At 72.8% G+C, this 20,614-nt stretch carries 11 protein-coding genes; 3 read left to right on the plus strand and 8 right to left on the minus strand.

Translation table 11 applies throughout. The annotated features are described in order from the left end of the window. From KME77_RS09090 to KME77_RS09110, 5 genes are all read right to left on the minus strand, one after another. Window positions 1–963 (minus strand): condensation domain-containing protein (locus KME77_RS09090; RefSeq protein ID WP_308250626.1); only part of this gene is annotated, 963 nt, incomplete at its 3' end. After that, a complete protein-coding gene (locus tag KME77_RS09095) occupies window positions 956–1,147 on the minus strand; it encodes an MbtH family protein (RefSeq protein WP_219463915.1) in 192 nt (63 codons plus the stop codon). The genes KME77_RS09095 and KME77_RS09090, both read right to left, overlap by 8 nt. Then, the gene (locus tag KME77_RS09100; protein WP_219463916.1) at window positions 1,144–6,588 is read right to left on the minus strand and encodes a type I polyketide synthase; all 5,445 of its coding nucleotides are present in this window, start codon (window positions 6,586–6,588) and stop codon (window positions 1,144–1,146) included. Before KME77_RS09100 ends, KME77_RS09095 begins: the two co-directional genes overlap by 4 nt. Next, a complete protein-coding gene (locus KME77_RS09105) occupies window positions 6,585–11,321 on the minus strand; it encodes a non-ribosomal peptide synthetase (protein WP_219463917.1) in 4,737 nt (1,578 codons plus the stop codon). The genes KME77_RS09100 and KME77_RS09105 overlap by 4 nt, the downstream gene beginning before the upstream one ends. After that, window positions 11,318–12,844, minus strand: coding sequence for a thioesterase domain-containing protein (locus tag KME77_RS09110; RefSeq protein ID WP_219463920.1), 1,527 nt, complete (start codon window positions 12,842–12,844; stop codon window positions 11,318–11,320). The genes KME77_RS09105 and KME77_RS09110 overlap by 4 nt, the downstream gene beginning before the upstream one ends. A gap of 615 nt (window positions 12,845–13,459) precedes the next feature. Between KME77_RS09110 and KME77_RS09115 the strand changes: the two genes are divergently transcribed. Beyond that, the gene (locus tag KME77_RS09115) at window positions 13,460–14,383 is read left to right on the plus strand and encodes a serine hydrolase domain-containing protein (protein WP_219463921.1); all 924 of its coding nucleotides are present in this window, start codon (window positions 13,460–13,462) and stop codon (window positions 14,381–14,383) included. Here the strand turns inward: KME77_RS09115 and KME77_RS09120 are convergent. Continuing rightward, the gene (locus KME77_RS09120) at window positions 14,367–14,507 is read right to left on the minus strand and encodes a hypothetical protein (protein ID WP_219463922.1); all 141 of its coding nucleotides are present in this window, start codon (window positions 14,505–14,507) and stop codon (window positions 14,367–14,369) included. The genes KME77_RS09115 and KME77_RS09120 overlap by 17 nt on opposite strands. Window positions 14,508–14,813: 306 nt before the next feature. On the opposite strand from KME77_RS09120, the gene KME77_RS09125 reads away from it, so the two are divergent. Further along, window positions 14,814–15,371 carry a hypothetical protein gene (locus KME77_RS09125; protein ID WP_219463923.1) on the plus strand — a complete coding sequence of 186 codons (558 nt, stop codon included), beginning with the start codon at window positions 14,814–14,816 and terminating at the stop codon, window positions 15,369–15,371. Window positions 15,372–15,575: 204 nt separating this feature from the next. On the opposite strand, the gene KME77_RS09130 is transcribed toward KME77_RS09125, so the two are convergent. Next, a complete protein-coding gene (locus KME77_RS09130) occupies window positions 15,576–16,304 on the minus strand; it encodes a neutral zinc metallopeptidase (protein ID WP_219463924.1) in 729 nt (242 codons plus the stop codon). Window positions 16,305–16,498: 194 nt separating this feature from the next. On the opposite strand from KME77_RS09130, the gene rph reads away from it, so the two are divergent. Continuing rightward, window positions 16,499–19,096 carry a rifamycin-inactivating phosphotransferase gene (gene rph, locus KME77_RS09135; RefSeq protein WP_219463925.1) on the plus strand — a complete coding sequence of 866 codons (2,598 nt, stop codon included), beginning with the start codon at window positions 16,499–16,501 and terminating at the stop codon, window positions 19,094–19,096. A gap of 12 nt (window positions 19,097–19,108) precedes the next feature. Here the strand turns inward: rph and KME77_RS09140 are convergent, their stop codons facing one another. Beyond that, entirely contained in the window at window positions 19,109–20,614 is a 1,506-nt protein-coding gene (locus tag KME77_RS09140; protein ID WP_219463926.1) for a tripartite tricarboxylate transporter permease, read from the minus strand.

Genomic DNA, 20,614 nt, shown 5'->3' on the forward strand with positions numbered 1-20,614 from the left:
CGCCCGCACCCGGGCGACGGCCTCGCGGAAGGTGGGCGCCCCCGACAGGTCCACGCGCAGCGGCACCGCGTTGACGAACATGCCGATGACCGGCTCGGTCTCGGGCAGCAGCCGTCCCGCGATCGGCGTGCCCACCAGGATGTCGTCGATCCCGGACCAGCGCGACAGCACGGCCGCGTACGCGGTGAGCATCACCGTGAACAACGTCGCGTTGAGGTCCTTGGCCAGCCGCTCCACGCTCGCCGACAGCTCGGGGGAGTAGGCGCCGAGCCGCATCTCGCCCCGGTACGTACGCCGGGCCGGGCGCGGCCGGTCACCCGGCAGGGCGAGGTCGGCGGGCACCCCGGCCAGGCGTTCGCGCCAGTGCGCCAGCTCGGTCTCCAGGAACTCGCCGGACAGCCTGCCGCGCTGCCACACGGCGAAGTCGGCGAACTGGATCGGCAGGTCGGGCAGCTTCGGCTCACGGCCCTCGCCGAGCGCGTCGTAGCACTCCTCCACCTCGTTCGTGAAGATCATGGAGGAGACGCCGTCGAAGACCGTGTGGTCGAAGACGATGATCATCCGCAGGTCGTCCTCGGCCAGCTTGACGTGCCTGGCGCGGAACAGCGGCGCCCGCTCCATGTCGAAGGGCAGGACCGCGTCCGCCCTGGCCAGACGGGTGAACTCGGCCTCGGCGCCGTCCCGTGGCAGGTGGGTCAGGTCCGTCCGCGTCAGCGTCGCGGGCGGCGCGCCGGGGCTGACGATCTGCACCACCTGCCCGTCCCGGAACTCGAACGTGGTGCGCAACGCCTCGTGGCGCCGCACCACCAGGTCGATCGCCCGCTCCAGCCGGCGCGGGTCCACCGGCTGCCTGGCCGCCATCGGCATGCGCATGCCGATGTTGTAGACGGCGAGGTCGGGCTCGAAGCGCGAGAGGAACCACATCCGCTCCTGGCCGGAGGAGGCGGGGAAGGCATCACTCACCGTCCATCGCCTCTCGCAGGCTCTTCGGGCGCATGTCGGTCCACACCCGCTCGATGTGTTCCAGGCATTCGTCCTTGGTGCCGGAGAAGCCGGCGTCGTACCAGCCGGAGGGGTTGTCCCGGCCGTCCGGCCAGATGGAGTACTGCTCCTCGTCGTTGCGGACGACCTTGGTGTCTGTGCTCACGCGGAACTCCGGGGGAGGCGGGGGATGGTCTGGGCGGGGGATCCGGCGGTGGGTTCAGCGGTGGGTCCGGGAGTCGGTGCCGCGGCGGCCTCGACCAGGGCCGCGACCTGGGCCACGGTCGGCTCCTCGAAGAGGCTGCGCATCGGCAGCCGCACTCCCAGCTCCTTGCGGATGAGGGCGATGAGCTGGACCGCGATGAGCGAGTTGCCGCCCAGCTCGAAGAAGTCGTCGTCGACGCCGATGTGGTCGCCGCCGAGCACCTCGCCCCACAGGCGGGCGATCGTGGCCTCGGCCTTGTTGCGCGGGGCGAGGTACCCCTCGGCGGGCGCCCTGTCCGGCCGGTCGGTGACCGCCGCCGGATCCAGCTCGGTCTCGACGGTCTCCTGGGTCAGCGAGCCGACGCCGGCGACCAGCTCGGCCACCGTGCCGGCCGCCACCACGACCTGCGGGCCGAGCGGCGCGGCCAGCAGCCGGCGCAGCGAGACGGCGCCGTCGGCCGGCCTGATGCCGATCTCGTCGTCGGCCGTCCCGCCGGTCATCGCGCCGGTCGCCGCCGGGGCGGCGCGCTGGGAGTCGGCGTCGGCGACCACCCCGCCCACCACGGCCTCGGTGTCGATCCTGCGCAGGACGTAGTCGGAGATCTGCACCAGCACCGTGCCGTCGGGCGCGATCAGCGTCACGTCGACGACCAGCACCTCGTCGGTGTCGGTGCTGGTGAAGCGCAGATGGCTCCAGAACGCGTCGGGCAGGCTCCCGCGCACGGTGATGCGGCCGTAGCCGAGCGGCAGGTAGTGGCCGTCGACCTGGTTCCAGCTGAAGGTGGTGGCGGCGTCGAGCAGGGCCGGGTGCAGCCCCCAGCGGTCGAGGTCGACCATCAGCACGTCGTTGGCCTCGAACAGGCCGAGCGCCTCCTGCGGGCCGGTGTGCGTGGCCGTCAGGGTCCTGCTCCAGTGCTCGCCCAGCGTGAGCAGGCCCGACAGCGGGACACCGCCCTGGTCGTCGGCCGAGGGCACGCAGCGGTCCATGATCGCGCGCAGGTCCACGCGGTCGGCCGGCGGCGGGTCCACCTTGGCCGCCACGCCTCTGGCATGTGTACGGTGCGACCCGCCGATGACGCTCTGCACCTGGAACTCCGCGCCGTCGGCCTCCGGCGTGAAGGTCACCCGCACCTCGGCGCTCGCCCCGTCGGCCACCGACAGCGGTTCGACGAACACCACGTCACGCAGCTCGACGAACCCGCCGCCGGGCAGCACCGTCTCGGCGGCCGTCCTGGCCAGCTCCAGGTGGCCGGTGCCCGGCAGCACCGGCACGCCGGCGATGCGGTGCTCCTCCAGCACCCAGTGCGTGTCCGGCGAGAGCGTGCCGCTGCACCAGTCGAGCCCGCTGCCCGCCTCGCCGTCGTGCCGCGCGTCGAGGATCGGGTGGTCGATCGCCCTGATCCGGTCGCCGCGCTGCAACGCCACGAACCCGGCCGGCGCCACGGTCTCCGCCGCCATGCCGACTTCCAGCCACTTGCCCCAGTTGACGCTGACGACCTGGGCCGCGTTCCAGCCGCGCCCGGCGCGGGCGTGCGCGTCGAGGAAGTTGTTGGCCGCGCAGTAGTCGATCTGCCCGAACCCGCCGGCCACCGCGGTGATCGACGAGCAGAGCACCACGGCCTCCAGTTCCAGGTCGCCGAAGGCATCCTGGAGCGCCAGCGTGCCGAGCACCTTGGGGCGGAGCACGGCCTCGGCCGCCTCCCTCTCCTTGATCTGGGCCATGCCGCCGCCGGGCAGGCCGGCCGCGTGCACGAGGACGTCCACCCGGCCGAAGGCGGCCAGCGTCTCGTCCCTGACCCGGCGCATGTCCGCCGGGTCGGTCACGTCGGCGGCCAGGGTCAGCACCCGCGCCCCGGCGGCCTCCATGCGGCCGATCGCCTCGACGGCGCGCGCCTCACGGGCCGACCGCGAAGTGCCACCGGGCAGGCCGCTCCTCGACAGCAGGACGAGGTTGACGCGAGCGCGCGCCGCCAGGTCCTCGGCCAGCGAGATGCCGATGCCGCCCAGACCGCCGGTGATCACGTACACCTGGCCGTCGCGCGGCTCACCCGGCTCGCTCGCCACCTCCACCTGCTCGTACCCGAGCAGCCACCGCTTCCCGCCGCGCAGCGCGACCGGGGCCAGCAGCCCGGCCGCGCCGGGCTCCGCCTCGCGGCCCAGCTCGGTGGCGACGCCACTCACCGGGCCCCGGCCCGGCGCGTCGATGTGGCGGACCCGCAGCCACGGCGTCTCCAGCGGGATGACCCGGGCGAAGGCCGCCAGCGTCGCGTGCTCCGGCCTGGTCAGGTCGTCGCCGACCACGTCCATCGTGCCCGCGGTCACCAGGTCGAGCCGCACCCCGCCCGGAGGCTGGGCCGCCGACAGCGCCTGCACGAGGGCCAGGACGCCGAAGAAGCCGCGCTCCTGCGCCTCCCACGTCCGCTCTCCGGCCGGCTCGTCACCGTCGAGGGCCCAGGCGTGCACGATTCGCTCGGGTATCTCGCCGACCGCTTCGAGCAGCGCGTCGTAGTCCTCCCGTACGGCCGGCCGTACGGTGAAATATCCGTCGAAAGTGCCGAACTCGGTGCCCGGCCGCACCTCCAGAACCTCAGCCCCGGAGGCACGCAACGCGTCGGCCAGCGCGGCCGATGCGCCATCGTCGTCGACGAAGGCCAGGCAGCGCGTGACCGGCGAGGCCGCCGCCGGACGGGCGGGCGCCTGGTGCCAGACCGGCACGCCGTACCACCGCTCGGGCGGCAGGGGCCCGTCGGCCTGCGCCGGGTGGGCCACACCCCCGGTGAAGGCGCCGTGCGGGTCGGGGTCGATCCAGGCGCGCTGCCGCTCCCACGGGTAGCTGGGCAGCGAGACGCGGAAGCCGGGGCCGCCGAAGTCGTTCAGCTCGATGCCGTGGACCCAGAGCGTGCCGACGGCCTGGGAGAGGACCGCGACGTCACCGGCCCGGTCACGCGGGCCGGGCAGCGACGGCAGCGGGGCGACCGCGCCGGCGGGCAGCTGGGTGCCGGCCAGGCCGGACAGCTGCCGTCCCGGCCCGCACTCGATCATGATCCACTCGCCGTCGGCCAGGAGCGCCGAGACACAGTCGCCGAAGCGGACCGGCTCGCGCACGTGCCTGGCCCAGTAGGACGGGTCGGTGGCCTCCTCGGCGGTGATCCAGGTGCCGCTCACGTTGGACAGGAACGGCAGGCTCGGCGCGGCCGGGCCGACGGCCGCGACCAGCTCGCGGAACTCGCCGAGCATCGGCTCCATCATCGCCGAGTGGAAGGCGTGCGAGGTGCGCAGCGCGGTGCAGCCGATGCCCTCCTCCTCCAGCATCTCGGCCAGCTCCCTGATCGAGCCGGACGGGCCGGACACCACGCACGTGCCGGGGCCGTTCACGGTGGCCACGGAGACGTCGTCGGGCAGCATCGGCGCGATCTCGTCCGGCATGAGCTGCACGGCCAGCATGGAGCCCGGCGGCATGCCCTGGATCAGCCGCCCGCGCGCCGCGACCAGCCGCAACGCGTCCGGCAGCGTGAAGACGCCGGCGACGGTGGCCGCGGCGTACTCGCCGATGCTGTGGCCGATCATCGCGGCCGGTTCGACGCCCAGCGAGAGCCAGAGCCTGGCCAGCGCGTACTCGACGGTGAACAGGGCGGGCTGGGTGAGCGCGGTCTGCCGCAGCGCCTCGTCCGCCTCCTCGCCGGTGGCGAAGATCTGCTCACGCACGTCCAGGACGGCCGCGCACTCGTCGACCGCCTCGCGGAAGACCGGCTCGCTGCGGTACAGCTCCGCGGCCATGCCGCCGTACTGGGAGCCCTGGCCGGAGAAGAGGAAGGCCACCTGCGGGGGCCGCTTCGGCTTGGCGCCGGAGACGGTCCGCTTGGGGTCGTCCAGCGCGGCCACCGCGTCGGCCGGTGACGTGGCGGTGACGACGGCCCGGTGCTTCAGCTCGCGGCGCCCCACCCGCAGGGTGAACGCCACGTCGGCCAGGTCCGTCTCGGGGTGTGCGGCCAGGTGCGCCGCCAGCCGTTCCCGGGCGGCGGTCAGCGCCGACTCCGTCCTGGCCGACAGCTTCAGCAGGTGCGCGGGCCGCTCGCGGGGGAGCGGCGGGCGCGGCGGCGCCTCTTCCAGTACGGCGTGCGCGTTCGTGCCTCCGATGCCGAACGAGCTGACCCCGGCGCGTCGCGGGAAGCCGTTGCGCTCCCACTTCGTCGGCGAGGAGACGACGTAGAACGGGCTCGCGGGGAAGTCGATCTTCGGGTTGGGGCTGGTGTAGTGCAGTGTCGGCGGGATGAGCTGGTTCTCCAGCGCCAGCACCGTCTTGATCACGCCGGGCATCCCGGCCGACTGGCCGAGGTGGCCGATGTTGCTCTTGACCGAGCCGATGCCGCACCACTGGGTGTCGCTCGTGTGCTGGGCGAACACGCTGGACAGCGCGGCCACCTCGATCGGGTCGCCGAGCGCCGTGCCGGTGCCGTGCGCCTCGATGTAGGTGACCGTGCGCGGGTCCACGCCGCCCACGCCCAGCGCCTGCGCGATCACCGCGGCCTGCCCGTCCAGGCTCGGCGCGGAGAAGCCGACCTTGCCCGCGCCGTCGTTGTTGATCGCGTTGCCCAGGACCACCGCGCGGACGTTGTCGCGGTCCTCGATCGCCTCCGACAGCCGCTTGAGCACCAGCACGCCGCCGCCGCTGCCCCAGATGGTGCCGCCGGCCTCGGCGTCGAAGGAGCGGGTGTGCCCGTCGGGCGAGACGATGCCGTCCTGGTCGTAGACGTACCCCTCGCCCTGCGGCAGGTCCAGCATGGCCGCGCCGGCCAGCGCCATGTCGCACTCGCCGTTGCGCAGCGCCTCGCACGCGATGTGCATCGCCACCAGCGCGCTGGAGCACGCGGTGTGCACGGTGTAGCTGGGGCCACGCAGGTCGAGCTTGTAGGAGGTGAGGGTCGCGCAGTAGTCCACGTGGTTGCCCACCATGATCGCCAGCCAGCCGGCGTTCTTGTGCGCCTGGGCGTTGCTGCGGATGTTGCGCCACTGGTAGGCGTCCGTCCCCGTCCCGGCGTAGACGCCGATCTCACCCGGGTAGCGGAACGGGTCGTAGCCCGCGTCCTCCAGCGCCGTGTGCGACATCTCCAGGAACAACCGGTGCTGCGGGTCGCGGACCTCCGCCTCCCTGATCGACATGCCGAAGAACGCCGCGTCGAAGTCCTGGTGGCCGTCCAGCACCATGGCGGCCGGCACGAAGTTCGGGTCGCTCAGCATGCCTTCCGCCACGCCCAGCGCCCTCTGCTCCTCCAGCGTGTACGTGCTCAGCGACTCGACGCCGTCGGCGAGGTTGCGCCAGAACTGCTGCGCGTCCCACGCTCCCGGGACCCGGCACGACAAGCCGATGATCGCGATCGGCTCAGCCGTGGGCTCGTCCGTCATGGGGTAGTCCCCTTCTCGTTGCGGTTCCTCAACCTGTCTCGTCGTACGGCCAGGCGGCGCGCCGCCCGGTCCAGCCCCGGACTGCCGCCCGCCCCGTCGAGATGAGTGGCGAGTGTCCGGATCGTGGGGTGCCGGAACAGCTCCACGATCGGGATCTCGCGGCCGGTCGCCGCCTTCAGCCGCGCCTGCACGGCGGCCATGGCCAGCGAATGGCCGCCGATCTCGAAGAAGTTGTCGTCGGGGCCGAGCCGTGGCACGCCCAGCACGGCGTGCCACACCTGGGCGACCGTCTTCTGCGTGGGACCGTCGACCTTCTGCGCGGGACCGTCGAGCCGGCCGTTCGGCTGCTCGGCCGGCAGCGCGCGCAGCGCGGCGCGGTCCACCTTGCCGTTGGGCGTCAGCGGCAGCGCGGGCAGCGCCACCACCTCGGCGGGCACGGCGTGCTCGGGCAGCACGCGGCGCAGCTCCTCCAGGATCCGGTACGTCGCCAGCCCCGGCCGGCCTGGCACCACGTAGCCGACCAGCCTGCCGCCCTCGGCCGTGGCGGCGGCGGCGCGCACGTCCCGGCACGCGGCCAGCGCCGCCTCCACCTCGCCCAGCTCGACCCGGAACCCGCGCACCTTCACCTGGTCGTCGGCGCGCCCCGCCGGGGTGATCGTGCCGTCGGGGTTGCGCCGGCCCAGGTCCCCGGTGCGGAAGCGGTCACCGGAGAAGCGCCGGCCGGTCAGCGCCGGGTCCAGGTAGCCGGTGGCCAGGTGGCGGCTGCGGACGACCACCTCGCCCAGCTCGCCCACCCCGGCCCGCCTGCCGTCCGGCGTCACCACGATGATCTCGCTGCCCTCGACGGGCCGCCCGATCGGCACGATCTCCGGGTACGGCTCCACCAGCTCGTGCCACGCGTGCGCCTGCGGCGTCTCGGTCGTGCCGTAGAAGGCGACGAGCCGGGCGCGGGGCACCAGCGCGCGCAGCCTGCCCGCCTCGGCGCCGGTGAACCGGTCGCCGCCCACGCCCGCCAGCCGCACGTCGGGCAGCGTGGCGCCGGTCCCGGCCAGCATCGCCGCGAGCTGCGGCGTCAGGTGCAGGACGGTGATCGCGTGCTCGCGCAGCCAGGTGACGAGCTTGGCCGGGTCGCGGACCAGCTCCTGCTCGGGCACGAACAGCTCGGCGCCCGCCGCGGCCGGGACGAACATGTCGCGCAGCGCCGGGTCGTGGGCCAGGCCGGACAGGAGGGCGAACCGGTCCTCCGCCGTGACGCCGAAGTGCCGGACGTACCAGGAGACGAAGTGGGACAGCGGCTTCTCGCCGGTGACGACCGGTTTGGGGTCGCCGGTGGTCCCGGAGGTCATCGAGAGGTATCCGGCCCCCGGCGGAGCCGTGACGCCCTCGCGCAGCTCGATCTCGCCCTCCCGCAGGACCGCCCGCGCTCCGGCGGCGGCGATCTGCCTCTCCCGGACGGCGGGAGGGTAGGCGGAGTCGATCACCACCCACCGCGCCCCCGCCGCCAGCACGCCGAGCAGGGTCCCCGGCAGGCCGGGCTCCCGGGAGGCGACGACGGCCACCACGTCCCCCGGGCCGACACCCGCCTGCCGGAGCGCCGTCTCGGTCCGCCGGCGCGGCTCCGCGTGCGCGTCCCCGGCCAGCTCCAGCAGCCCCGGCCCGGTCCAGCCCGGCAGCTCCACCTCGGGAACGTCGGGTGCCGCCCGGCCGGTCAGCAGCTCGCCGAGCAGCTCGACGTAGCCCTCCACCAGCGCCGCCATGCGCTCGGCCGAGTAGAGGTCGGGGTTGTAGACCAGCTCCAGCGCGTAGCCGTCGCGATGCTCGCTCACGTACATGGTCAGGTCGAACAGCGCCCCCGGCAGCCCGGGCCGTAACGGCTCGCTCGCGCAGCCGGCCAGCGCAAGCCGGGCCTGCGCGAAGTTGTACATGTTGAACATGACCTGCGTGACCGGGTTGCGGCTCAGGTCGCGCGGCAGCCGCAGCGACTCCAGCAACTGCCCGAGCGGCACGTCCCGGTGCCGGATCGCCGCGCCCAGCTCGGCCGCGCACGCCGTCACCTGCTCCGCGAAGTCCCCGCGTGGGCGCAGCCGCAGCGGCAGGACCTGCACGCACATCCCCACCAGCGACTCGAACGCCACGTGCGGCCGGTCCGCGTACGCCGCTCCCACCACCAGGTCGTCACGCCCCGACAGCCTGGACAGCTGCCGGCCGAAGGCGGCCAGCAGCACCGCGTACGGCGTGGTCCCCAGCTCCGCCGCCAGCCCGGCCACCCGCCCGGCCAGCGCCGCGTCCAGCGCGCCCTGGCAGGAGGCGCCGTGGAAGGTCTGCGCGGGCGGCCTGGCGGCGTCCCTCGGCAGGTCCAGCACCAGCGGGGCGTCACGCAGGTGCTCGCGCCACCAGCTCAGCGCCCGGCCGTCGCCGGGCCCGCGCAGCCAGCGCACGTAGTCGGCGAACCCGTGCTCCGGCGCCCCGACCGGCTCGCCGCGGTAGGCGGCGGCCAGGTCACGGTAGAGCACGTCCTGCGACCAGCCGTCGAACACCAGGTGGTGGGCGGTCAGGCAGAGCACGTGGTGGTCCGGGCCGAGCCGGATGAGCCGCGCCCGGAACAGCGGGCCGGCGGCCAGGTCGAAACGCGCCCGCGCCTCCGCCCGCAACAGCTCGGCCAGCTCCTCGGGCGTCAGTTCCCCGGGCGCCGGCTTTTCGGGGGTCGGTCTTACGCGGGCCGGCCTTTCAGGGGAGCGATCATCGACCGGCAGCGGCACCTCGCCCGGTGGCGCGACCGTCACCTCGGGGATCCCCTCGCGCGCCCCCACCCGCCAGCGCAGCGCCTCGTGGGCCGCCACCACGGCCGTGAGCGCGCGCCGGAGCGCGGCGACGTCGAGCGGGCCGCGGATCCGCTCGGCCATCGCGATGTTGTGCGCGGTGGACTCCGGCGCCAGCCGCTCGACGAACCACATCCGGCGCTGGGCGGGGGAGAGCGCGGCGGGGCTCCCCGTCGGCGGCGCCGCGGCGCTTCCCCTCGGCGCGCGTTCCACCACCGCGCGCAGCTCGCCGAAGGTCCTGGCCGCGTACACGTCCTCGACCGACACCGCCCGGCCCAGCTCCGCGCGCACCGCGGCGACCAGCCGCATCGCCCGCAGTGAGTGGCCGCCGCGCTGGAAGAAGTCGTCCCCGTCGCGCGGGGCGGGCGCCTCCAGCACCCGAGCCCAGATCCCGGCCAGCCCCGTGCCGTCCCCCCGCTCGGGCCGAGCCCGCGCCCGGAGTGCGTTGAGGTCCACCTTGCCCGAGGCGTTCAGCGGCAGGATGGCCAGCCGTACGAGCCTGCTGGGCAGCATGTACGCCGGCAGCCGCACCGCCAGATCCTCGCGCAGCCCGGCCAGTCCGGGCGCGTCCTCGGGCGTCACGTAGGCCACCAGCTCGCCGGTGAAGTCCACCACCGCCTGCAGCACCCCGGGATGCGCGCGCAGCGCCGACTCCACCTCGCCGATCTCCACCCGCTGCCCCTGGACCTTCACCTGACGGTCGAGGCGGCCCATGAACGAGATCCGGCCGTCCTCCTCCCACGCCACGTGATCACCGGTCCGGTACAGCCGCGCCCCCGGCTCCGCCGCGAACGGGTCGGGCACGAACCGCTCGGCCGTCAGCCCTGGCCGGCCCAGGTAGCCGCGGCTGACCTGCGGGCCGCCGATGAACAGCTCACCGGGCACACCGGGCGGGCACTCGTTCAGGTCCTCGTCGAGGATGTGCGCCCGGCAGCCGCGCAACGGCCGGCCGATCGGCAGCGGCCGCTCCCACACGCCGTCGAACTCGCCGCCCACCACGCAGACGGTCGACTCGGTCGGGCCGTACCAGTTGTGGAAACGCGCGTGCGCCGACCACCGCGCCACCTGCTCGGGGCCGGGCGGCTCGCCCGCCGTCACCACGTCCTTCAGGTACGGCAGGCGCGCCGGATCGACCAGCGGCAGCAGCGCGGGCGGGACGAAGCCCCAGGTGACCTCGTGCTCCTCCAGGAAGCGCTGCAGCCGGGCCGGGTCCACCCGGTCCTCGTCCGGCACCAGCTGCACGCAGCCGCCTGCGGTCAGCGGGGCCAGCATGTCCATCACCGAGACGTCGAAGCCCAGGGCGGAGAAGGCGATCGAGCGGCAGGTCGCGTCCAGGCCGAAGTGCGCGGCCGTCGAGGTGACGAAGGCGACGGCGCTGCCATGGCTGACCACCACGCCCTTGGGGCGGCCGGTCGAGCCCGAGGTGTAGATGACGTAGGCCGCGTTGCCCGGCACAGCGCCGCTCTCCCGCGTTCCTGTGATCCCGGCTCCGGCCTCGGCCACGCGTGAGGCCGCGCGTGAGGCTGCGCGTGAGGCCGCGCCCGAGGCCGGGACGAGGGTGCGGCCGCAGCCGTCCAGCAGCTCGCGCCCGTGCCCGTCCACGACCACCACCGTGATCCCGGCGTCCTCCAGCACCTCCTTCAGGCGCTCGCGCGGATGACCGGGATCCAGCGGCACGTAGGCGCCGCCGGCGAGCATGACGCCCAGCACCGCCACCGGCATCAGCGGGGTGCGGCGGGCGCACAGGCCCACCCGCGTCTCCGGCCCGACGCCCAGCTCGCGGAGCCGGTCCGCCAGCCCCCGTGCCCGCTCGACGAGCTGGGCGTAGGTCAGCACGTCCTCCCACTGCCGCACCGCCGGGGCGTCCGGGGTCCTCGCGGCCTGGGCCGTGATCAGACTGCTGAGGAGCGTCATCCTGCGGCCTCCACGCCCTGCCGTACCAGCCGGCCTTGCCGTACCGTCTCGAAACGCAGCAGGTAGCGCGGCGCGCGGACGGCGATCGCGGCGATCGCCCGGCCCAGCGGCAGGTGCGTCACCCGCCACTCCGCCAGCCGCGCCACCTCGGGCGCCGCCCCGGGCGCCACCTCGGGCACCCACGTCGCGCCCGCCCGCTGCCCGGCGAACCCGAACAACCCCTGATCCACCCGCGGCCCGTCACCGGCCGCCTTCAGCACGGCTTCCTTCGCCGTCCACGTGCGCAGCGCGCTGTGCAGCCGCAGCTCCTCGGGCAGCGCGGCGAACTCCTCGCGCTCCCGCTCGTCCAGCGCCCCCTCGAAGAAGGCCCGCTCGTCGGCGAGCGGGCGCAGGCGTCCGATCCCGGTGCCCACCTCCTGCCCGGCCGTCAGCGCGACCAGCACGAGCCCGCCCGAATGGCCGAGACCGCAGGCCAGCCCGGTCCCGCTGTGCGGCCCGCCGCCGGGCCGGGCGCGCGGGTCGCCGATGCCCGGTTCGGCCCCGTGCTCCCTCAGCAGCCGCCGCAGCAGCACCGACCTGCCGGTGAACCAGCGCCGATGCTCCTCCTGCCGGAACCTGGCCGCCCGCGCCGCCTCCCTGGGCGACAGCTCGTCGGCGGCGGCGCACAGCTCGGGCAGCTCGCCGAGGTCGGCCAGCCACACGTGCACCTCGTCCGGGGGCAGGCGCCGCCCGGGGCCCGCATGCTCAGGGCCCGCATGCTCAGGGCCTGCCTGCTCAGGGCCCGCAGCGATCGTCCGGGCCACCTGGTCGCCGTGCGTGGCGAGGAAGAGGTGCGCGGCGTCGAGCGTGTGCAGGCGGAAGGCCGAGGAGGTGTGGCGGGCCCAGCCGAGCATGACGGGGTGGGCGACCTCCCGGTCATGGGCGCCGGCGAAGGCGACGATGGGGACGTCGAGCGGCTCCTGCCTGGTGAAGCGGTAGGCGCGCAGCCACTCCATGTCCGTGCGCAGGGCGGGGATGAGCATGGCCTTGACCTCGGGCTGCGTCCGTAACTCCGCGGGCGCGCCCAGGCGGTGGATCAGCTCTTCGACCAGGTCCTCGTCACTCAGGCCGGTCCAGCGCCCCAGCGTCTCCTGGCGCTCGGGCGGGTGCGCGGCGCCGACGTAGAGGCACTTGGGCCCTCGCACGCCCAGCCGCCGCAGCTCGCGCACCACCTCGAAGGCGATCCGGGCGCCCATGCTGTGCCCGTAGATCGAGTACGGCGTACGGTGACGGCCGGCGACGGCCCCGGCGATGGACCGGGCGATCAGCTCCGGCGACAGGGCCCCGGGTTCAGCCATCCGGCCTTCGCGGCCGGGGAGCATCACCACCCGTACGTCGAGGAGCCCGTCGAAGGCCTGTCTCCACACCCAGAAGGCGGTGACGTCCCCACCGGCGTAGGGGAGGCAGAAGAGGAGCGGGGCGCCGGGCGGATGATGCCCCAGCGAGGCGAACTGTGGCTCGGGCAGCACATGTCTGTCTCGCATTGCTATGCGAAGTCACCCCCCCAGACGGACCGCCGCACCGTGCGAGGTCGTCGCACGGGCAGCGAGCGGTGTGGGCCACTCGCCAGAGTTCGTCATGGCGAGGGCCGGTTGATGCCTAAAGCCACGCCATTCCTATTGGTTTGTCCGAAAGTCAGTCAAGGGATGAATGTTCAACCAACGACGGAATGGTGGTTACGGGCATCGGGGATTCCGTCACCGGCGTACGTCCTGGCGTGCGGTGATCGTCGCCATCTGGCGGATCATCTCCGCTCGGCCGATGGGGAAGGGGCATCCGTCACACTGTGTGATCATCGCCCTCGTTCACGGAATGCCCGTAATCATGGTTTCGGCCTCTGTATCGATAAGACATCTGACCATATTGACTAATAAAGTCGAGTTTATTTGACATATCGGTCAGATTTCTGCAGAGGTCGCGGGTCGGTGCCCGGCCGTGTCGGCCTTCCCCCCGAAATGCCCGGACATCGATACTGAGGCATGCGGATCACAGCCGTCCTCGCCCTGCTCTGCGCGGTCGCGTGCAGCTCTTCCGCCCCCCGGACGCCGTCCGTGCGACCCTCCCCGGCGCCGTCCGTACCGTCGTCAGCGTCGTCGTCAGTGCCGTCGTCCTCACCGCCGCTGGACGTGCGGGCGGAGGCCGCCCGGCTGGTCGAGGCCGGAGCGTCGGGCGCGGTGGTGCACGTCAGGAAGGGCGGCCAGGTGTGGCAGGCGGCGGCGGGCCAGGCGGAGGCCGGGGTGCCGATGCGCCCGGATCATCGGTTCAGGATCGCGAGCGTCACCAAGACGTTCACCGCGACGCTCGTGCTGCAGCAGGTCGAGGAGGGGCGGCTGGCGCTCACCGACCGGGTGGACAAGGTGCTGCCCGGCGTCATCAGGACGAAGGCGACCGTGGCGGACCTGCTCCGGCACACCAGCGGGATCTCCGACTACCTGCGCGACGAGCGTTTCACCAAGGACCTGGGCAACGGCGCCCACCTCCGCCACTGGCCGCCCCGAAAGTTACTGAAATATGCGGACAAAGAGGCGCAGGGCTACTCCAACACCAACTACATCCTGCTCGGCATGATCCTGGAGAAGGTGTCCGGCAAGCCGTACCGTGAGCTGCTGAGCGAGCGCATCACCGGCCCGCAGGGGCTGACCGCGACCGAGCTGCCCGCCGACGACCTGCCCGCGAACCTCGCGCGCGGCACCCACACCGACGGCGTGGACAACGCCGAACTGGACTCGTCCATCTTCTGGACCGCGGGCGGCCTGATCTCCACCGCCGCCGACGTGTCGAGCTTCTACCACTGGGTGTTCACCCAGCCGGTGGGCGGCCGGCTGCGGACCGGCGGCTTCGGCATCTTCACCGAGACGCTGCCCTGCGGGCGGCGCGTGCTCAGCCACTCCGGGTGGATCTACGGCTACAGCGGGATGGCGATGAGCAGCGCGGACGGCCAGACGCAGGTCGTCGTCCAACTGGCCTCCGGCCCCCCGTCCGACGCCATCACCGCCGCCGGACGGCTCATGTGCGCCACGTAGCGTCCCGCGCCGACGTGTCCAGCGCGCTCAGCCCCGGCACGAACTGCCCCCGCATCAGCAGCAGGCCGACGAACGCGGTCAGCGCCCCGAACGGCAGCTTGAACAGCACCGCCCGCTTCGCCACCGACCCGGTTTCCCTGCTACGCCACCCGGACTGATCATTCCGCTTTTCCTTTTTGTGGCCGATATAGCGACGTCATGCGCTTGAGTAACTTTATCCCGCTACGATCCCTGACATTCAGGATGCTTTTCCTTTTGCCTGGTCGAGGCATTGGGTTATCGGGCACGCTTTGGTCCCGTGAACGACAATCAACGGCCTGAAGAAGCGGCGCGGCCGAGCGCGGAACCTTTGACCGCCGCGGCCTCTCGTCAGATGCCCGGCACCGTCCGTACGAGACGCCCTTTCCTCGTCGTGGTCGCTCTGCTGCTCGTGCTGGCCGGTGTCGCCGCGACGGCCGTCCTGGCGGTCCGGGCCGGTGAGCGCGTGGAGGTGATCAGCCTCGCCCACCGGCTGGAAGCGGGCCGGCCGCTGCCGGTCACGGCATTCAGGAAAGCCGAGATCGCCGCCCCGGCAGGCGATTTTGTCGCCTGGTCCGAACGTGAACGCCTGGCGGGAGAGGTCACCAGCGTTTCCCTGCTTCCCGGCACATTGCTCACCCGGGCCATGACCGTTCCGGCCGCGAGTGAACACCTGCCCGGTAAAGCGCGTGTCGGCCTGCTGCTCAAGCCGGGACAATTTCCCGCCGGGCTCACCTCCGGCTCCCGGGTGCAGGTCGTTCACGCCGCCGAAGGAACGTCGATTCGCGAGGGAGAGGTGCTCGTGCCGAGCGCCCGCGTCGACAGCGTCGACCGCCTCACGCCGGGTCGCGTGGCGGTGATCGTCGACAGCGCCCTCTCGCCGCGGATGGTCACGTACGCGTCGAACGGGGAGATCGCCATCGGCGAGCTGCCGGCGCAGCGCGGCCCCGCCACGGACCCGGCCGGATGAGCCGAGGCGGTCCGCCGCCCGTTCGTTCAGGCGCTCCAGGACGTCACGCGGAGAAGAAGGCCGTGGCCGCCGGCTTCAGCACGCCGCCGCCGATCACGACGGCGAGCAGCGCCAGCAGCAGGGAGACAGGACCCAGACGATCAGCTGATCGCATCATGGCGAGTGAGTGCAGAGCGTCCGCCTGCCGCGGGGATCAAGGCCTGCTCAGGCGACCTTGGAGGAACTGGCCGTCCAGGTGTTGCAGGCGCCGGGCTTGCCCGCCCTGTACCCCTTGTCCAGCCAGTAGAGGCGGTTGCCGGGCTTGCCGTGGAACCTGTTCTTCCAGAACTCCGGCACCTTGACGACCGGCCTCCAGTCCTTGACCTGACGCCCCACAGCCTTGGCGGACACGCCCAGGAAGCAGTCGAGCTGCAGGTAGTAGCGGCGGTTCTGCTCGTTCATGACGGACTCGGACGCGCCGTTCTCCATCGCCCACCACGCCTGCCCGATGCCGGTCTGCCCGCTGACCACCCCGCCCCACGTCCGGGTGATGGAGGTGAACACGGCCAGGTCGCTCCTGGCCCTGATCCAGTCGTCGGCCAGCCGGACGCGGATGTCCTTGGCGCAGATCTCGGCGAAGGAGCCGCGCACCTCCAGGCCGGTGGAGCAGGACTGCTTGTCGCCGGCGTCCTTGAATACCACCGGGACCGGGACGAAGTCCTTGATGGCCGGCTTCCACGCCTTGTTGAGGCAGCCGACCAGCTTGGTGATGTACTTCCTGGTCGAGGCGCCGCTGGTGCCCTTGCTCAGCTTGCAGGCGACCGAGGGCAGGCGGGCCGCCTTGTAGAGGGCGTTGTGGGTCAGCTCGGGGGCGCCCTTCACCGGCTCGGCGAGCGCCGGTGCGGACAGCAGGGCCAGTGCCGTGGCCGTCCCCACGGATAAGCGAATGATCATAAAGAGGGATCTTAGACTCACCGGCGAGGCCGGTGAGGCCGGTGAGGCCGGCGCGCTGCCCGGTCGGACCGCGCCGCGGATGCCTTCCCTCTCTCTCAACCTATAGCGCGGCAGGGGGCTTGCCGCAAGATCCGGGTAGTACCGCAGAATCGTCGGCCGGGGCGTGGGAGAGCAGGAAACGCGGAGGTGTCGTGATGACCGGGCAGTACGTACTGGGCCTCGACGAGGTCGACGAGAGGCAGGTCGCGGTCGTCGGCGGCAAGGGGGCGCACCTGGGCGGCCTGTCGCGGATCGAAGGCGTCGACGTGCCGCCCGGCTTCTGCGTGACGACGGACGCCTTCAGGCGGGCCTTGTCGGAATCGGGGGAGATCGGCGGTCAGCTCGACCGATTGGCGCGCCTGGACCCGGACGACCGGGAGGCGGTCCGCACGCTCAGCGCGGCGATCCGGCGGACCGTCGAAGCGATCACCGTCCCCGGCGACGTCGCGGAGGCGATCACCGGCGCCCTCGCCCGGCTCGGCGAGCGGGCCGCCTGCGCCGTACGGTCGAGCGCGACGGCCGAGGACCTGCCGACGGCCTCCTTCGCCGGCCAGCAGGACACGTACCTGAACGTGATGGGGCCGGCGGCGATCCTTGAGCACGTCAGCCGGTGCTGGGCCTCGCTGTTCACCGAGCGGGCCGTGGCCTACCGGCAGCGGAACGGGATCGACCACCGGACCGTCCACATGGCGGTGGTCGTGCAGCGGATGGTCTTCCCGGAGGTGGCCGGCGTCCTGTTCACGGCCGACCCCGTCACCGGGGACCGGCGGGCCGCCACCGTGGACGCCGGGTTCGGCCTCGGCGAGGCCCTGGTCTCCGGGCTGGTGAACCCGGACGTGTTCACGGTGCGGGACGGCGAGGTCGTCGCCAGGACGGTCGCCGCCAAGAAGCGCGCCGTCCACCCCCTGCCGGACGGCGGGACGCGGGAGGTGGAGATCGACCCGCGGCGGCAGCAGGAGCCGGCGCTGACGGACGAGCAGGCCGTACGGCTGGTGCGGCTCGGACGGCTGATCGAGGCGCACTTCGGCCGCCCGCAGGACATCGAATGGTGCCTGACCGGCGACGACTTCCAGATCGTGCAGAGCCGGCCGATCACCACGCTGTTCCCCGTTCCGGCGGCCGGCGACCAGGAGAAGCACGTCTACGTCTCCGTCGGCCACCAGCAGATGATGACCGACGCCATGAGGCCCCTGGGGCTCTCCTTCTGGAAGCTGACGGCCATGGCGCCGATGCTCGACGCGGGCGGCAGGCTGTTCGTCGACGCCACCCGGCACCTGGTCCCGTCCGCCCGCCGAGCGGCCTTCCTGGAGATGGCGGGCAGGTCCGACCCGCTGATGAGGGACGCGCTGGAGGCCGTCCTCGACCGCGGCGACCTCGTCCCGTCGCCGCCGGACGAGGCGCCCGGCGGACCGCCGGCCGTCCGCGCGTCCGGCTCGATCGAGACGGACCCGGCCGTCGTCGCCGAGCTGGTCGAGCGCAGCGAGGCGTCCATCGCCGCGCTGCGGCGCGACATCCGGACGAGGACCGGGCCGGCGCTGTTCGACTTCCTGCTGGAGGCCTTCCAGGAGCACAAGCGAGTCCTCGGCGACCCGCTGAGCATGCGGGCGATCATGGCGGGGATGGAGGCCACGTGGTGGCTCAACGACCACCTGGGGGAGTGGCTGGGCGAGAGGAACGCGGCCGACACGCTCACCCTGTCCGCCCCCGGCAACGTCACGTCGGAGATGGGGCTGGCGCTGCTCGACGTCGCGGACGTGATCCGCCCCCACCCGGAAGTGGTGGCGTTCCTGCGCGGGGTCGAGGACGAGGACTTCCTGGACGCCCTGCCGGAGCTGGCGGGCGGGCCCGAGGCCCGTGCGGCGATCACGGCCTACCTCGACCGGTACGGCATGCGCTGCGCCGGCGAGATCGACATCACGAGGCCGCGCTGGAGCGAGCGTCCCGCCACGCTGGTGCCCCTGATCCTCGACCACGTCAGGAACTTCGAGCCGGGCGCCGCCGGCCGGCGCTTCGAGCACGGGCGGCAGGAGGCGGCCAGGAAGGAACAGGACGTGCTGGCCCGCCTGCGGGCCCTGCCGGACGGGGAGCGGAAGGCCGGGGAGACCAAGCGGATGATCGACCGGGTACGGACCTTCATCGGCTACCGGGAATACCCGAAGTACGACATCATCAGCCGCTATTTCATCTACAAGCAGGCCGTGCTGGCGGAGGCCGAGCGCCTCGTCCAGGCCGGAGTGCTGGCCGAGAAGGAGGACGTGTACTACCTCACGTTCCAGGAGCTGCACGACGTCGTCCGCTCGAACAGGGCCGATGACCAGCTCGTCCAGCGGCGCAAGGAGGAGTTCCGGTCGTACCAGGCGCTCACGCCGCCCCGGGTGCTCACCTCGGACGGCGAGGTCTTCAGCGGCGCGTACCGGCGCGACGACGTGCCCGCCGGAGCCCTGGCCGGCCTGCCGGTCTCCGCCGGGACCGTCGAGGGGCGGGCCCGCGTCATCCTGGACATGGCGCGGGCCGACCTGGAGGCGGGCGACATCCTGGTCACGGCCTGCACCGACCCCAGCTGGTCGCCGGTGTTCGTCGCGATCTCGGGCCTGGTGACCGAGGTGGGCGGACTGATGACGCACGGCGCGGTGATCGCCCGGGAGTACGGGCTGCCGGCCGTCGTGGGCGTGGATCAGGCCACCCGGCTGATCCGGGACGGGCAGCGGATCCGCGTCCACGGGGCCGGCGGGTACGTCGAACTCCTGCCCTGACACGCCACCGCATCACCCGCCGGCCGGGGCCCGTAGCCGCTGCCACGGCTTCCGCGCGCCCTTCAGCGTCGACCAGCCCAGCAGCACGACGGCGAGGGCCAGGATCGCGGCGCTGGTGGGGCGGGTGGCGAAGATCGACAGGTGCCCGTCCGACATGATCAGCGACTGGCGGAACGAACGCTCCATGATCGGTCCCAGGATGAAGGCCAGCACCAGCGGGCCGGGCGGGAAGCCGGTCTTGCGCATCAGGTAGCCCGCCACCGCCGACCCGAGGACGACCCACATGTCGAAGGGGTTGTTGTTGACGCTGTAGACGCCGAGGACCGACACCACCACGGTGATCGCGCCGAGCACGCTCGCGCGCAGCCGCAGGATCTGCACGAACACCCCGATCAGCGGGATGTTCAGCAGGAGCAGCATCAGGTTGCCGACGAACATGGACGCGATGACACCCCAGAAGATCTCCGGATGGGTGGTGATCAGCTGCGGCCCCGGCGTGATGCCCTGGATGAGCAGCGCGCCGAACAGCAGCGCCACGACGACGTTGGACGGGATGCCGAGCGTGAGCAGCGGGATGAAGGTGGAGGTGGCCGCCGCGTTGTTGGCGGTCTCGGGCCCGGCCACGCCCTCGATGGCGCCCTTGCCGAACCTCTCCGGCTGCCTCGCCCGCCGCTTCTCGATGGCGTACGAGGCCAGGGAGGAGATGAGCCCGCCACCGCCGGGGATCACCCCCAGGGCGAACCCGACCACCGAGCCGCGCATGATCGCGCCCCGGGCCTGCGCCCAGTCGCGCACGGTGGGCCAGAGCCGGCCGACGCGGGTGCTCGTCATGGTGGCCCCGCCGGCGCGTTCGAGGTCGTGCAGGATCTCGCCGATGCCGAACAGGCCCATGACGACGGCGACGAACTCCAGCCCGCCCGTCAGGGCGATGCTGTCGAAGGTGAAGCGGGTCGTGCCGCTCACCGGGTCCTGGCCGACCGAGGCCAGGAAGAGGCCGAAGCCGGCGGAGACCAGGCTCTTGGCGGTCGACCTGGTGCCCAGGTAGGTCACGAGCAGGAGGCCGAGGAGCGTCAGCGCGGTGTACTCGGGCGGGCCGAACGACAGGGCGACGTCCGACAGCAGCGGCGCGAACGCCATCAGGCCGATGATCGAGACGGTCCCGCCGATGAAGGAGCCGATCGCGGCGATGCCCAGGGCCGGGCCGGCCCGCCCCTGCAACGCCATCTGGTGGCCGTCGATGGTCGTGACCACGCTGGCGGCCTCGCCGGGCAGTTGCAGCAGGACGGAGGTGATGGTGCCGCCGTACATGGAGCCGTAGTAGATGCCGGCCAGCATGATCACCGCCGTGGCGGGGTCCATCGTGTACGTCAGCGGCAGCAGCAGGGCGATGGTGGCGGTCGGGCCGAGGCCGGGCAGCACGCCGATGACGGTGCCGATGAACACGCCGACGAAGACGTACACCAGGTTGACGGGCTGCAGGGCGACCTCGAAGCCCAGCAGGACGGAGTCGAGACTCAC

The sequence above is a fragment of the Nonomuraea rhizosphaerae genome (genome assembly GCF_019396405.1).
GTDB lineage: Bacteria > Actinomycetota > Actinomycetes > Streptosporangiales > Streptosporangiaceae > Nonomuraea > Nonomuraea rhizosphaerae.

Coding starts and splice junctions, on each gene's coding strand:
- KME77_RS09100 (WP_219463916.1), bottom strand. CDS start 6,588: ATGACGGACGAGCCCACGGCTGAGCCGATCGCGATCATCGGCTTGTCG.
- KME77_RS09105 (WP_219463917.1), bottom strand. CDS start 11,321: ATGACGCTCCTCAGCAGTCTGATCACGGCCCAGGCCGCGAGGACCCCG.
- KME77_RS09110 (WP_219463920.1), bottom strand. CDS start 12,844: ATGCGAGACAGACATGTGCTGCCCGAGCCACAGTTCGCCTCGCTGGGG.
- KME77_RS09130 (WP_219463924.1), bottom strand. CDS start 16,304: ATGATCATTCGCTTATCCGTGGGGACGGCCACGGCACTGGCCCTGCTG.
- rph (WP_219463925.1), top strand. CDS start 16,499: ATGACCGGGCAGTACGTACTGGGCCTCGACGAGGTCGACGAGAGGCAG.